Source organism: Chryseobacterium sp. FG46 (genome assembly GCF_057809135.1).
Genome location: NZ_JBMDJJ010000006.1, coordinates 78,155 through 94,161 on the forward strand (window position 1 = coordinate 78,155; position 16,007 = coordinate 94,161).

The window sequence follows — 16,007 nt, forward strand, 5'->3', positions numbered from 1 at the left end:
TTAAATCCCAATTAAATAATATGTATTTAATGTTAATTTCGCTTAAATTTTAATAATATTTTAAAAAAATACTGCTTATTGTGATATAATGGTGAATATTATAGTAGGTAATACGTATTTGCATTAATTAAATTAAAATAAGGAATTGTTATCCAGACCCTCAAAATACGTATCAATTTCAAGATCCGGAGAACTGGCTGCTGCAACGGCTAATTTGTCACAAAGCTCGTTCTCAAAGTGCCCGGCATGACCTTTTACCCAATGCATTGTTGGGTTGTGTTTATTGTAGAGTTCAATGAATTTTTTCCAGAGATCAGGGTTCTTTACATTTTTCCATCCTCTTTTGATCCATCCCGCAATCCAGTTTTGGTTAATGGCATCGGATACGTATTTACTGTCGGTATACACATGGATGTCATTTTCTGTAGATTTCAGTTTTTCCAATGCGGTGATAACAGCCAGAAGCTCCATTCTGTTGTTGGTTGTTTTTCTAAAACCTTTGGAAAATGTTTTCTGATAATTTTTTTCAGGAACACGCATAAGAATTCCATATCCTCCTTTTCCGGGGTTTCCGCTGCAAGCTCCGTCCGTATAAATTTCGATTCTCAAATCTGTTTTTTAAAAATTGATGTATTGACCGTACAATTAAACTGAATTGATTCTTTGCCTAAAAAGGAAAGTCATCGTCATCATCAAAGTCATTCATTGATGAACCGGAAAGTTTTGAGCTGTCCGGAAGGTCAAATGCTGCTCCTGGCTGAATTGTTGTTTTGATCTTGTCAAAGCCGTTTGGTTCTCCGAAGTTGGATGGATATCCACCTCCGGCACCACCATCAAACGCGGCTTCAATATCACCGAATTTTGCAAAATGTTTTAAGAATGATAATCGGACATCTGCCGTAGCACCATTTCTGTGTTTTGCAATAATCAGTTCGGCCTGGTTTTCTGTAGAAGTTTCCTGGCCTTCCTCATCATTATCCCAAACGGTAATTTTATAATACTCCGGTCTGAAGATGAAAGATACGATATCCGCATCCTGCTCAATTGCTCCGGATTCCCTCAGATCTGAAAGCTGAGGTCTTTTTCCGGGACGGGCTTCCACACTTCTTGAAAGCTGGGAAAGAGCAATTACCGGTACGTTAAGTTCTTTTGCAATCGCTTTTAATGAACGTGAAATCATGGAAATTTCCTGTTCACGGTTTCCAACGCCTTTTCCACCGCCGCCGGCTGTCATCAGCTGAAGGTAGTCAACCATGATAAGTCTTACGCCGTGCTGCATTACCAGTCTTCGGCATTTTGCACGGAAGTCGAATATGGAAAGGGAAGGGGTTTCGTCAATATATAAAGGCGCATTTTCCAGTTCAGACACATTGGAAAATAGTCTCTGCCATTCTTCATCGTCCAGAGTTCCTTTTCTTAGTTTCTCTGAGGAAATTCTTGTTTCAGAAGCAATCATTCTGGTGATCAGCTGTACTGATGCCATCTCGAGAGAGAATAAAGCCATAGGGATTTTGTGGCCTACTGCAATATTTCTTGCCATGGAAAGAAGGAAGGCTGTTTTACCCATCGCCGGACGGGCCGCAATAATAATGAGGTCAGAATTCTGCCATCCACCCGTTTCCTTATCTACATCTCTGAATCCTGAAGGAACTCCGGAAAGTCCCTGTTTGTCTTTTAAAGATTTAATTGTATCAATGGCTTGTTTTACCAATGAGTTAGCGGTATCGAATCCTTTTTTGATTGTTCCGTTGGTAATCTCGAAGAAAGACTGTTCCGCCTTATCCAGAAGTTCGAAAACATCTGTTGATTCTTTGTAGGAAGAATCAATAACATTAGCAGAAACATTAATAAGGCTTCTTAAAATGTACTTTTCAAGAATAACACGTACGTGATATTCGATATGGGCAGATGAGCTTACTCCCATGGTAAGATCAATAATGTAATGATCGCCACCTGCCTGGCTCAGCTTGTCTTCTTTTTTTAACTCCTGAATAATCGTCATTAAGTCTACCGGGTGGTTGCCTTCATACAATTTCAGGATAGTAGAAAAGATGACCTGGTGTCTGGGATCATAAAATACCTCTGGGGTAAGAAGATCAATGGAGTGGTCAAGACCTTTTTTGTCAATCAAAAAAGTTCCGATAACCAGTCTTTCAAAATCCACTGCATTGGGAGGCATTTTTCCATCCGCAATAGACAATTCTTTTGCAAAGTTTCCGTGTGTCAGGGATGATAATGTTTCTTTCTGCGCCATGGTGCAAAGATAGTTTATTTAAAAAATAATAAAAAAATAGTATTCAACAAATTATTAGCAGTCTTTCGTAAAATGCTGTAAACAGGAGGTTGGTCTTGTTGATAAAAAAAATCACCTCAGTCTGAGGTGATTTTTCAACAAGATGAAGTAAAAACTTATTCTTTATTCTTTACCAATACCCATCCTGAATATTTGGTTTCGGTACTGTTTTTATTGTTTTCGTTCCAGGAGATCGTGTACCAGTAAGTTCCGGTTGGAATTTTCTTACCAAAAGCGGTTCCGTCCCAAGAGAAGTTATTGAATTTCTTCGCTTCATGAAGTTTGTTTCCATACCTGTCATATACAATGAAGATAAGGTTTTTCTTGTAGGCTAATGCAGAATAGTCAATAACATCATTTACGTTATCTCCGTTCGGAGTAATGGCGTTGATAAGATTAGGAACTGTCACAGTTACCTGGATAGGCGTACAGTTGTAAGTATCTTTTACATATATTGTGTTTTCTCCTCGGGGAAGGCCTGTGAATACGTTGGAATCCTGCCAGTTAACACCGTCTACAGAATATTGGTAAGGAGGAACGCCTCCTGTAGCTGTTACGGTGATATTGTTATTGGTAATTTCGATTCCTGAAACTACTGGCTGAAGGCTTGCATGTACACGTACTTCCTGAAGTGTGAAACATTTTCCGGTCTGAAGTTTTACCCAATAAACCCCAACTCCTACGTTGCTGATAGATTGTGTGGTTTCACCAGTGCTCCATTCGTAGCTTACAAATCCAGGGCCTGCATCCAAAGTGGTTTTGGCTTCAGCACAAATTGTTTTGTCTTTTAATACTGCTGATTTTACAGGAGGTAATACTATAAGCTCTATTTTGGCAATGGAATAACACTGTTTGTCATTATCTACTCTTGCATATACTGTTTTGCTTTCTGAGAGATAATTGAATGCTGCTGTTATAGGATTGGTCTGTGCTTTAGCATCCGCTACCGTTGTGTAATACTTAATAATAGTTCCGGTAGGTGTTGGAACAGCTACACCGATATCTGCTTTGGAAAGATCAAATGTTGAACGCGTAACATCGTTGTCGATATAGCAGTTTTGGAGTACAGCATCTTTTAGCACAACAGCTGGATAGAATAATAGTCTGATGGTAGTAGTTGCAATACATCCGAAAGAAGAAATTACTTTTACATAGACTGTAGATTCAGCAGAAACATAGTTGGCGGGATCTGTAATTTCATTAATATCCGCATTCATATCCGCCGCCGTTGCATAATATTTAATCGTTGCTCCGGTTCCTCCAAATACATTGGCTGTTGTTAAATTATACTTTGCAGTACCAGCTCCGTTGTTATTACAGGAGTATAAAGTTGCCGAATTGGCGGAGATCCCCACATTGATAAACTTGAATTTACCTGTTATAAAGCAACCGTTGATAGGGTTGTTCGGATTGCTGGGATCTTGGTATACAATTCTGTAATAATATGTTGTGGTTCCGTCTACAGTAGTTACTGTAAGAGGGTTCTGTCCTGTAAGGGCATCGTTGGTGGTTTTGTGATAAGTAACCTTGAAGTTCGGGCTGTTACCATTAATAATAGCTGCAGATAATGTTGTAAAATCAAACTGGGTAGGCAACGCACAAACCATTACCTGATTAGGGTCATTAGGTGTAGCTCCCGGAATACCTGGCGCGATAAACGGGTTGGGAGAAAGAACTGGATCGTTAAATGCAGAACTTAAGCTTGCAGTTCCTGACCATTCTAAAGAAAAACCATTAACGGATCTACTGAAATTGTCAATAACCAGATAATAGGTCTGCCCCATTAACACATCCATATAAGGACTCCATTTTCCATTGTTCATACTGGATGTAACACCGGGAGGATTGGTAGGAAATACTGCGGGCGGAGCAAGAGTAAGATCCAGACCTGTATCTCCTGAAGTACCACTATAGTTACATCTTATAGGCTGTATGAAAACGTGATCCGCATTCTGTAAGGAAGCACAGCCGTTTGCCGTTGGTCCGTAAACTGCAAAATCATAATCATCACCCTGATCGTTTGGTTTTATTTTAAATGCCAGCGTTCCTGGTGTGGATACAGTGAAAGTATACCAAACTGTATATCTTTCATTGGTGCTGAGGCATCCTCCGTTTTGATTAAGAATCTCTATAATATTCCCCGGGCCTGAAGGGGTGTATGAAATGTCAGAATTACCACAGATGGGAATTGCTGTGACACAGTCTGACTGTGAAAAGACCATTTGTGTTATCAATAAAATAAAAAGAAGTAATATTTTTTTCATTGTTAAAACTTTTTTTGTTAAACAAGCTTGAAATCAATAAATTTTCATCATTATTTGTAAAATAAAAAGCCGCCAAAGCGGCTTTTTATATTCTAAGGTGTTTTATTCTCTGTTTTTTACAACAATCCAACCTGAAAACTTGAAAGGAGTGTTCTTCTTGTCATTTTCGTTCCATGTTACAGAATACCAGTAAGTACCTGTAGGAATGTTCTTGCCGGCAATTCTACCATCCCATTTGTAACCGTTGGATTTATCTCCCTGGTGGATTTTTGTTCCGTATCTGTCAAAGATACTTAAAATAAGGTTCTGTTTATCTGCCATAGCAGAATAATCTACTACATCATTCACGCCATCTCCGTTGGGAGTAATCATATTGATAAGGTTAGGAACTACTACGTTCACTTCAATAGGTTCGCAGTCATAAGCATCTTTTACATACACTTTGTAAGTTCCTCTTGCTACATTGGAGAATACATTAGACGGCTGCCATAAAATTTTATCCATAGAATACTGATAATCCGGAGTTCCTCCAATAACATTGATTGTTAATGTAGTGTTGTTAATATCGATGTTTGTTACTACCGGCTGTTCAGAAGGATAAACTGTTACCTTTTGAGTGGCAACACATTCTCCCGTTTTTAATTTTACCCAGTAAACACCTACACCTACATCTTTGATAGACTGTGTTGTAGCCCCCGTGCTCCATTCATAGCTTTTAAATCCGGGTCCCGCATCTAAAGTGGTAGTGTCTTCTATACAGATGATTTTGTCTTTCAATACATTAGAAGTTACCGGAGCAATTACTGTTAAACCAATTTTTACCACTACATAACATCCTCTGGTGTCAGATACTCTTACGTATACCAAACCGCTTGGTGCAATATAATTAGCGTTTAAAATCTCATTGGTTCCATCAATTGCATCTGTCAGTGAAGGGAAGTATTTTTTAGTAATACCTGCCTGTGGAGTGATTACAGCAGCATTATCAAGGTTGAATAAAGCTGTGGAAGGATTTGCTTCAATAAAGCATGATCTTAATTCAGCGTCTTTTGCAATGATTTGCGGATAGAACTTAAGAGTAATTTCTGCAATATCACTACATCCAAATACAGAGGTTACCTTTGCATATATTTTACCTTCTGCAGAAACAAACTGATAGATGTTGGTAATCTCATTAATTGAGTTATTCAGATCGTATAAAGTATGGTAATATTTTTTAGTTGCGGTTGGATCAGCAAAAACAGCGGCAGTTGTTAGATCATACGTTGCGGTACCTGCATTGTTATTATTACAGCTTGTTAGCGTTACATTGGTAGCCTTGATGGTACCATCTTTAAATTTAAATTTACCCGTCTGTCTGCATTTATTAACAGGGCTGTTCGGGTTAGTAGGATCAGTATAATTGATACTATAGAAATAAACACCAACAGGAGTAACAGTTTGAGGGCCAACAAGAGGGTTGTTGCCAGTTAAGGCATCATTTTGACTGGTGTGGTAGCTGATGCTGAAATTAGGGTTGCCATTAAGAATTCCTGCTGATAATGATGCGAAATCAAAAGTCGCCGGATTTGAACATACCACTACTTCTCTTGGGTCAGTAGGATTAGCTCCTGGAATTCCCGGTGGAACGAATGGGTGAGGCTGAATATTCGGATCGGTGAACGGAGATGATAAAGTAGCTGTACCACCCCATGATAATTTGAATCCGTTAGCTGTCTCTCTGTGGTTATTTACAATGATATAGTAAGTCTGGCCAGGCAATACGTCAAGATATTTTACCCATTTGTCCCCTGTAGCGTCCTCACTAAGATCTGTAGCGGTCATATTAAGACCTGTGTTTCCACTTTGTCCGGAATATGAACAACGTATTGGAGCTCCCAGGTTTCCGCAAGATTTGTTGGGTCCATACACTCCAAAGTCATAATCATCTCCCTGGTCGTTAGGGATGATTTCAAAGGTAAGAGTTCCACCTGTAGCGATGGTAAAAGAATACCACACGGAGAACTTTTCATCAGAAGTTAAACATCCGCCGAGGTCTTCCGCAATGTCTCCATGGCCGTTGGGAGTATATGATATATCAGTGTTGCCGCATACTGCCATTGCAGTGCCGCAATCTGATTGAGCAAATAAAATATGTGAAAATATGATTAAGAAAACAAGTAATGTTTTTTTCATGAGAATTAATTTTAAAAACAAATAGTAAAAGTGTTTAGTTACAAAAAAATGCTGTTTTTTATCTGATATAAAATAATGTTTCTCTAAACATTCAAAGGATTTTCAAGTCTTTCATATCAAAAAAAACTGATCGTCCCGATTTGCTCAGGAGATCATGCATTTTCTTACTGTTAATTTGTTCCGATCAGCTGTTTTCCCCAATTAGGTGAACCGGATGAGGGGGCTGATGTTTCAAATTCTTTGGCTGCTTTTTGATAGAACTTTATAGCTTCCGTCTTGTTTCCTTGCTTTTCAGCTATTTCGGCCTTTAAAAAAGAAAGTCTGGGATTGTTCTTTAAAGTTGTTTCCGCTTTAGCCATAAAGCCTGTAGCTGTTTTTAATTCCTTTTGAGGGTCCGCAGCTGTTTTTATTCTTATTTTCTGAAAATGAATAAGAGCAAGGAGAATATTTACCTCCCCATTATTCTTTTCAGAAGCAAGGGCCTGCATGGCCAGTTTTCTTGCAGATTCATTAGGTTCTCCAAGAGGACTGTTCGGGCTGTTCTTTAAAAGGAAATTGGTCTTAAGATACAATGTTGCTGCAGCGTAGTAATTAGCCTGCCATTTTTCTGAAGTTTTAGCTTCTGAAAACTTAGAAAAAAGCATATTGTAGTCGTTTTCTGTTTTAGCATTATTGAGCTGCAAAACAGATTGTTGTAGGGTTTGATCTGAAAAAAATTGAGCATTCATCAGAGAACCTGTCATGAGAAAGCTCAAAATTAGTAAAAGTTTAGTCATAGGGGGATATTTTATGAAGCAAATATAAAAAATTATTAACGTTAAATTAAAGATTTTGAGATATATTTAACGAAAGTAATGTATTGGTTTTAAATATTGTATTTTATTGTTTGGGTTATATTATATGGAGATCGTAAAGATATTAGTGGTTTTGATAAATATTTGAGATTGAATTCTTTTATAAATTTTAAAAAAACAGGTATAAAATAAAAATCAGAATAGAAAACGTTCTATTCTGATTTTAAGTATTTCGGATTCTTATTTTTTTTGTGTCAGATTTTAAATGGTCTGATAAACAATAAATTAATATTGCATCTTTCTCAATTTAGGATTGGTACTTCCTACCAGCAGGGCAATTAAAACAGTCATACAGCCGCCAAATACCACAGAGCGCACTACACCAAGTAATTTGGCCATAAGCCCGCTTTCGAATTGTCCCATTTCATTGCTGGACATGATGAAAATTGAATTTACACTCAGAACGCGCCCTCTGATGTGATCAGGTGTTTTTAACTGTACAATGGTACCTCGGATAACCACAGAAATTCCATCCAGCATTCCGCTCATCACCAGGAACATAAAAGACAGCCAATATAATTTTGATAAACCGAATCCAATGATACATAGCCCGAATCCTGTAACAACAGCAAGAAGTATTTTCCCCTGATTTTTTCGGAGAGGAACAATAGATAAAATAGTAATAATACACATGGAACCAATATCCGACGCTGCATTCAGTAAACCGAAACCTTCAGCTCCTGAATTCAGGATGTCTGTTGCAAATACGGGGATCATAGCTACTGCTCCGCCAAAAAGTACGGCAAACATATCAAGACATAAAGCACCCAGGATCTCCTTGGTTTTAAAAATATAAGAAATTCCTTCGCGCATGCTTTCAACTACATTTACTGTTTCCTTTTTGTATTCTGAATACTGTTTGTGAAGCTGCCAGAAAAATAATGAAGCAACAAATATGAGTGCTAAAATAGCAACCAGAGTCCATTTTACACCGATAAATCCAATAAGAACACCTCCAATAGCATGTCCGCAAACAGAAGATATCAGGAAAGTAGCCTGGTTCAGGGTTACGGCATTGGGAAGATTCTCTTTCTTTACGATTTTAGGAATCATGGAAGGAACAATGGGACCGATAAACGCTCTTGCTATCCCGGTGAAAAAGATAACCCCATAAATATAATAGGTAATCTGATGACCTGTAAAGTGCATTTCCACATCCAGGAACGCGGGAATCAGCAGAAGTCCGATCAGAAAAATATAGGCATAGTTACAAATAAGAAGCAGTCTCTTTTTTTCATTCATATCAATAACATGTCCGGCATACAGCGCACAGCTTACCGCAGGAATCACCTCTGAAAGCCCGATAAGGCCTATTGAAAAAGGATCTTTTGTTAATTGATACACCCACCATCCTAATAAAGTAGCAAGCATTCTGAAAGCTAAAACAATAAAAAATCTCCCGGTAAGAAGATTTCTGAACTCAACATTTTGTAATGTTTGTAACGGGGTAAAGGAAATCATGAACAAAAATAGCCCTAAAAATTTATTTAGGGCTATTCATATGACAATTTTTGAAAGATATATTAAATAAGTCTCAAAAGATAAAATCTATTTTAGTCAGCTCTGGAAGAACTTAATACGATGGCAGCAACACCTGCTGCTCCGATAATGGTAGCACCTGCCGCAATTCTTGCTTTTCTTCTGTCTTTTACGGCAGCTACATTTGCTTTAGGAATAATCACTTCTGTACTGTCTTTTTTACCGGCTGTGCCTACAAGATTTTCGCCAACAACGTTTCTGAATAAGATGGTCTGCTTCGGAGAGCCGTCTCTCATTGTAACTTTGTAGATTTTTCCGGCTTCAAGATTAGAGTAGTTATTTTTTGAAATATCTTCGCTGTATTTTGTAGTAGCACAAGATGTAATAACAAATAAAGATGTTAGTAAAGATGATTTCAACAGTACAGATGCTTTCATTATTTTCTTTTAGTTTTTCAAATTTATAATTTTTTTTGAATATACGTTTTTGGAATTGAAAAAATATGATTAAAATTTGTAAATTTCCAATAGATCTGCAATCTTTCTGTCATTAGCCAATCTTGGTGTCTTATTCTGGCCCCCTAATTTTCCCTGGGATTTTGCATATTCATGAAAGGCATTTTTTTTAAGTCTGGTGATTTGCAGTTTTTGTAAAATATTTCCCGAAATCAAATCATCATAGTAAGTATTCCTTGCCCGAAGCTGCAGATCCAGTTCATCCCTGAAAGTTTCGAAGTTTTCAGGTTCTTTTTCAAATTCTATCAGCCATTCGTGATAGGGAAGTCCTTCAGCCGGATTCACCTGCGGAGCGAGATGGAATTCCGTAATCTGTGCAGGGTGTTTTTCAAGCGCAGCTTTCATTGCTTCTTCCACTTCAATAGCAATCACATGTTCTCCAAATGCAGAGGTGAAATGTTTGGTTCTCCCGCTTACCAAAATCCTGTACGGATCTTTGCTGATGAATCTTACAACATCCCCAATAGAATAAGCCCACAACCCGGAATTGGTGGTAAGAATCAATGCATAATCTTTATGAAGTTCGATTTCTTTTAATGTTAATCTTCTTGCTTCAGGCTTGCCATATTCTTCCAAAGGAATAAATTCATAGAAAATTCCATGATTGGTCAACAACAGCAGTCCTTCTTTGGTATAATTATCCTGGAAGGCAAAGAAACCTTCAGAAGCGGGAAAAGTTTGAACGATGTCTACCTTACCTCCCAATAACTCTTCCATTTTATCACGATAAGGTTCATAGTTGACTCCTCCGGTAACAATAAGCTGAAGATTTGGGAAAAGCTGTTTGATCTTTTTACCATGTTTTTCTGTTAACTTTTCAAAATACATGATCAGCCATGGTGGAATTCCCGAGATGAGTGTCATGTTTTCATGTTCCGTTTCCTCTATGATTTTGTCTACTTTCGCTTCCCAGTCTTCCATAATATTGGTTTTCCAGCTTGGCAGACGGTTTTTCTGAAGGTAATTAGGAATATGATGCGCTACAATACCAGACAGTCTTCCTGTTTTTATTCCAAAGACTTCTTCCAGTTCCGGGCTTCCCTGAAGGAAAATCATTTTTCCGTTTACAAAATCAGCGTTATTCTTTTTGCTGATATAATGAAATAATGCACTTTGGGCTCCGGCAATCTGAAATGGCATTCCTTCTTTGGAAATCGGAATGTACTTAGATCCGGAAGTCGTTCCCGAAGTTTTGGCAAAATATTCCGGAGTTTCCGTCCATAAAATATTGGACTGTCCCTTTTTTACCCTTTCAATATAAGGTTTCAGATCTTCATAATCTGCTACAGGAACTCTGTCCTGAAAATCCTTTACAGAATGAATGTTTTCAAAATCATGTTCCCGTCCAAAAAGTGTTTTTTGAGCTGTATTCACCAGAGAGATTAATAAGTCTTCCTGGTTTTTCTCAGCATTTTTTTTGAAATCCTCCGCTTTCTGAACATGTCTCTTTGCCCAAATCAGCGCTGCATTTTTCTTGAAGAAGTTTAACATGGGTCAAATTTATAAATAAGTAAAGAATCTGGAATCATTTTTTACGAAGCTTCACATAAAAAAAACCGATGGAACGTGTTCCACCGGTTTTTCGAAATTTGATTATGAAAATAACAACTATATGTTAATGTTATGCTTATTTATTTTCTTTGTACCTTTTATCAGGAGTACCGTCTTTTTTCAGGTGTTTGTTTTCTTTATATCTCTTATCCGGAGTGCCGTCTTTTTTCATTTTGGCAGCCGGTTGTGCAGGCTTCACTGCTTTTGCATCCATTGCAGGTTTTGCAGCTTTCACTTCAGCTGGTTTCGCAGCTTTTGCTGTAGTTGCTTTTACAGGCGGATGTGCAGTAGCACCTGTAGCGGGAGCAGTCTGCTGAGCAGTGGCAAGTCCTAATCCCAGGATCAAAGACATTGCAGATAAGAATTTTTTCATAAGAATTATTGTTTGTTTTTTGTTGAATAAAGATATACAAAAAGCAGGCTGCAAAAACATTATTTTCAAACTTAACTAAAGTTTATTACAGCTTAAAAAAAAATTAAAACACTTCATTTACAATGAAAAAGCCCGTCTCCATTTCCGGAAACAGGCTTGCATAATATATAAATAGACATGGCTAGCGCGTACAGTTGGCTGTCCACGTTTTGCCATCTTTGACATACAGGATTTTTAGAACATTGTTATCAATTCTGATATAAGAGGTTGCTGTAGAACCAATCATCACCAGAGTATGATCTCCTTCCTGATTAAACTCTATTCCGTTAAGATCCGGAATACTGTTGGAGAAAGCGAAATTATATTTGGTGCCGCTGGCGATCTTCGTTACAAATACACTTCCGTTGTCTGTGCTGATATTGGTAGAGCCTCCATCATTATAAGAAACCTTTCCTTTGTAGGTTCCGGCGAAAAATTCATTGTTGACAGGGTCGTCATCTTTGCTGCACGACGAAAAAGATAATGCTGTGAATAATAACAGCATCATAACTCCTAAGATTTTAATTGCTTTTTTCATAATACTATTCTTAATGTTTGGTTAGGCTGGTAGTCCCAAACACTATGCCATGGAGAAAAAGTTGATTTTTTTTAACAGGTTATTAGATAAAATTGTAAAAAATTAAGATTTATGAAGCTAAGTCCTTCATTTTAAACCTTCGGTCTTTCCATTTTTCTGAGGAAGAGAAAAAATATCCGTACCTTTGTATACCATCAACGGTTTCGGAAAACTCCCGAAATCGCTTTTGTCGTTTATACCATTACTATTTATGCAGTTAAAATCCATCAATGAAAAGTTCCTTCCAGACCTTATGCAGAAAGAGTTTGGGAAAGAAATTTTTACCCAGTTAGAAAACAGTCAGCATATTGCCGTAAAAGGAAATGCGGGATCTTCAGTTTCTATTTTTGTGGCTGAGCTTTTTTTGGCTCAGAAGAAGAATATTCTTTATCTGGTAGATGATAAGGAAGATGCCTTGTATGCCAATACTGAGATGGAAGATCTTTTGGGCAAGGATAAGGTGCTGTATTTTCCGGCAACCCATCTTGAACCTTATCAGGTAGAAAAGACTCAGAATGCCAATCTGGTTTTAAGGACTGAGGTTCTTAATAAAATCAATTCCGGAAGATCTCCGAAAGTTATTGTGGCTTACGCCGGAGCTTTATCTGAAAAGGTTTTGAAAAAAGAAGATTTTAAAGCAATTTCTCATCATATTAAAGTAGGAGACCATCTGGATTTTGATTTCGTGGATGAACTGCTTAATCATTATCATTTCCAGCAGGCTGATTTTGTTTCTGAACCGGGAGAGTTTTCTGTGAGAGGAGGAATTGTGGATGTGTTTTCCTATTCACATGAAAAACCGTACAGAATTACGTTCTTCGGTAATGAAGTGGAAAGTATCAAAACCTTTGATATCGAAACACAGCTTTCGGTAGATAAAGTAAAGGATTTCCAGTTGGTTTCCAATATGAACTTTTCAGTAACGGGAACCAGGGTTTCTCTGTTGCAGCTATTGCCTACGGAAAGTTTTGTGGTTTCTAAAAACGGAATGGTAGGAATGCAGAAGATCCGGACGTTCTATGAAAGATCTTTGGAAAAATATGATACATTAAGTAAAGACATTGCCCACAGGACTCCGCAGGAGCTTTTTATTTCTGATCAGGAATTTCTGTTTGATTATAAAAAATTCAAAACAATTGATTTTGGAGGAATGATCATTGAAGGACTGAAAGAAGTAGCTGAAGTAAAAATGGAGCAGCTTCCACAGCCTTCTTTTCATAAAAACTTCGAATTGTTGATTGAAGATATCGAAGAAAAACAGAATGACGGATTTGATACCTGGATTTCCTTTTCAACAGAAAAACAGAAAGAAAGGCTGGAGTCTATTTTTGAAGAACTTGAGCATGAACTCCCATTTAAAAGCTTTAAGTCTGAACTGCACGAAGGATTTGTTGATAATGGGCACAAACTGCTGGTTTATACGGATCATCAGATCTTTGACCGTTACCAGAGATATAAAGCGAAAAATACTTTTGCAAAATCTGAACAGCTTACCCTGAAAGACCTGATGTCTCTGAAAATAGGAGACTATATTGCCCATATTGATCATGGAATCGGGAAGTTTATGGGATTGGTGAAAGTGAATAATGACGGAAAGATTCAGGAATGTTTCAAGCTAACCTATAAAAATGGAGACTTATTATATGTAAGCATTCACTCTCTGCATAAAATATCGAAATACAATGGCCCGGATGGAAGAGAGATCGTTCTGAGTAAACTTGGATCTCCAACATGGAAATCATTAAAACAGAAGACAAAAGCGAAGGTTAAGCAGATTGCTTTTGACCTGATTCAATTGTATGCCCAGAGGAAAACGGCTAAAGGCTTTGCTTTTACTCCGGATTCCTACCTGCAGAACGAGCTGGAAGCCAGCTTTATTTATGAAGATACGCCGGATCAGGAAAAGGCTACCGTAGATGTGAAGAAAGATATGGAAGCTGATACGGTGATGGACAGGCTTGTCTGCGGTGACGTAGGTTTCGGTAAAACGGAAGTTGCGATCAGAGCTGCATTTAAAGCCGCTACAGATGGTAAGCAGGTTGCGGTATTGGTTCCTACTACTATTCTTGCCTTTCAGCATTACAGAAGTTTTAAAGAAAGACTTAAAGATTTTCCGGTGAATGTTGCGTATGTAAACCGATTCAGAACGGCTAAGCAGAAATCGGAGACTTTAGAGGCTTTAAAGAACGGAAAAGTAGATATTATTATAGGAACGCATCAGTTGGTAAGCAGTTCAGTAAAATTTAAAGATCTTGGATTGCTGATTATTGATGAAGAACATAAATTCGGGGTTTCAGTAAAAGATAAACTTAAAACTTTGAAAAATAATGTGGATACCCTTACCCTTACAGCGACTCCTATTCCGAGGACTTTACAGTTCTCATTAATGGCTGCAAGGGATTTATCCGTTATCAAAACACCGCCGCCAAACAGACAGCCTGTAGATACGCAATTAATCGGGTTCAATGAAGAAACCCTTCGTGATGCCGTTTCTTATGAGCTTCAGAGAGATGGTCAGGTATACTTTATCAATAACAGAATTGAAAACCTGAAAGATATTGCAGGACTTATCCAGAGGCTGGTTCCTGATGCGAGAGTGATTACAGGGCATGGGCAAATGGAAGGGAAGCAGCTTGAAAAGAATGTTCTGGATTTTATGGAAGGGAAATATGATGTTCTTGTGTCCACTACCATTGTAGAAAGTGGAGTAGATGTTCCGAATGCCAATACTATTTTCATCAATGATGCACAAAGGTTTGGTATGGCAGATCTGCATCAGATGAGAGGAAGGGTAGGGCGTAGTAACAGGAAAGCATTCTGTTATCTGATTACTCCACCTTATGATATGATGACTTCGGACGCCAGAAAACGTCTGGAAGCCATTGAGCAGTTTTCAGATCTGGGAAGCGGTTTCCAGATTGCGATGAAAGATCTGGAAATCCGTGGTGCGGGAGACCTTCTTGGTGCTGAGCAGAGTGGGTTCATCAATGAAATGGGGTTTGAAACCTATCAGAAACTAATGCAGGAAGCTTTGGAAGAACTAAAAGATGATGCGGATTTTGAAAACCTTTTTGAAAATGAAGAAGACAGGCAGAAGCTTTTTAAATCTGTGAAGGATGTTAATATTGATACTGATTTGGAATTGATGCTGCCGGACTCCTATATTTCCAATACAGAAGAAAGGTTGCTGCTCTATCAAAAAATTGCTGAAATTACTAATGAAGCAGGCCTTCATCAGTTTGAACTGGAACTGATCGACCGTTTTGGAGCGCTGCCGAAGGAAGCTGTCAATCTCTTGAAGAGTGTTTCATTGAAGTGGCTTGCTGCTGACATCGGTTTTGAAAAGATTGTCATGAAAAACGGGGTGTTTTTAGGATACTTCCCGGGAAATCCTCAGGATAAGTTTTATCAGACAGACAGATTCCGACATATTATTAATTATCTGACCCGAAATCCGGCTGAAGCCCAGCTTAAAGAGAAATCAGGAAAAGAAGGTAATCAGTTGATGATGAGGAAAGAAAAAGTTAAAAATGTAGATGAAGTTAATCTATTGTTGAAAGCAATTATTAATCATGATTAAATTTTTGTTTTATTTATTAGAAATAGTATTGTAAAAGTTACTAAAACGCATGAAAAACTTGATTTTTTATGCGTTTTTTTGTGATTGTTATCATGTTTTTCTTTTGTAATATTCCTGTTAAAGAGAATTAAGCCTGTTTTCGAGGGCTTGTAATCACTTTATAATGATAAAAAAAATATCGTAAAACCCCGTACAGCAAGGGTTTGAGGTGTGATGTTCTTTTTTTAATAGATGAAAAGTAGAGTTATGTAGAAATAATTCTACTTTTGCGTGTGAATAATTCTATCTTGTAATGTGTTTATTTCTA

At 37.7% G+C, this 16,007-nt stretch carries 11 protein-coding genes; 1 reads left to right on the forward strand and 10 read right to left on the reverse strand.

Features of this window, described 5'->3' with window-relative positions; genetic code table 11:
* Positions 1-132: 132 nt before the first annotated feature.
* From rnhA to ACODR7_RS06530, 10 genes are all read right to left on the reverse strand, one after another.
* Positions 133-609, reverse strand: a complete 477-nt coding sequence (gene rnhA, locus ACODR7_RS06485; RefSeq protein WP_076595994.1) for a ribonuclease HI — start codon at positions 607-609, stop codon at positions 133-135.
* A gap of 58 nt (positions 610-667) precedes the next feature.
* Positions 668-2,254 carry a replicative DNA helicase gene (gene dnaB / locus ACODR7_RS06490; protein WP_488838166.1) on the reverse strand — a complete coding sequence of 529 codons (1,587 nt, stop codon included), beginning with the start codon at positions 2,252-2,254 and terminating at the stop codon, positions 668-670.
* A 155-nt stretch (positions 2,255-2,409) separates the two neighbouring features.
* A complete protein-coding gene (locus ACODR7_RS06495; RefSeq protein ID WP_488838168.1) occupies positions 2,410-4,557 on the reverse strand; it encodes a T9SS type B sorting domain-containing protein in 2,148 nt (715 codons plus the stop codon).
* Positions 4,558-4,659: 102 nt separating this feature from the next.
* A complete protein-coding gene (locus ACODR7_RS06500) occupies positions 4,660-6,732 on the reverse strand; it encodes a T9SS type B sorting domain-containing protein (protein WP_488838170.1) in 2,073 nt (690 codons plus the stop codon).
* Positions 6,733-6,902: 170 nt separating this feature from the next.
* A complete protein-coding gene (locus ACODR7_RS06505; protein ID WP_488838172.1) occupies positions 6,903-7,508 on the reverse strand; it encodes a tetratricopeptide repeat protein in 606 nt (201 codons plus the stop codon).
* 303 nt (positions 7,509-7,811) lie between these two features.
* On the reverse strand, positions 7,812-9,047 hold the full coding sequence (locus tag ACODR7_RS06510) for an MFS transporter (RefSeq protein ID WP_488838174.1): 1,236 nt from the start codon (positions 9,045-9,047) through the stop codon (positions 7,812-7,814).
* A 92-nt stretch (positions 9,048-9,139) separates the two neighbouring features.
* Entirely contained in the window at positions 9,140-9,502 is a 363-nt protein-coding gene (locus tag ACODR7_RS06515) for a hypothetical protein (RefSeq protein WP_076595988.1), read from the reverse strand.
* Positions 9,503-9,571: 69 nt separating this feature from the next.
* Entirely contained in the window at positions 9,572-11,071 is a 1,500-nt protein-coding gene (locus tag ACODR7_RS06520; protein WP_488838176.1) for a GH3 auxin-responsive promoter family protein, read from the reverse strand.
* A gap of 136 nt (positions 11,072-11,207) precedes the next feature.
* Complete coding sequence (locus tag ACODR7_RS06525; protein ID WP_076595986.1) at positions 11,208-11,504, reverse strand: hypothetical protein; 297 nt, start codon at positions 11,502-11,504, stop codon at positions 11,208-11,210.
* A gap of 181 nt (positions 11,505-11,685) precedes the next feature.
* Positions 11,686-12,081: a hypothetical protein gene (locus ACODR7_RS06530; protein WP_047427317.1), complete on the reverse strand. Its 396-nt coding sequence runs from the start codon at positions 12,079-12,081 to the stop codon at positions 11,686-11,688.
* A gap of 250 nt (positions 12,082-12,331) precedes the next feature.
* On the opposite strand from ACODR7_RS06530, the gene mfd reads away from it, so the two are divergent.
* Positions 12,332-15,700, forward strand: a complete 3,369-nt coding sequence (mfd, locus tag ACODR7_RS06535; RefSeq protein ID WP_488838178.1) for a transcription-repair coupling factor — start codon at positions 12,332-12,334, stop codon at positions 15,698-15,700.
* Positions 15,701-16,007: the final 307 nt, after the last annotated feature.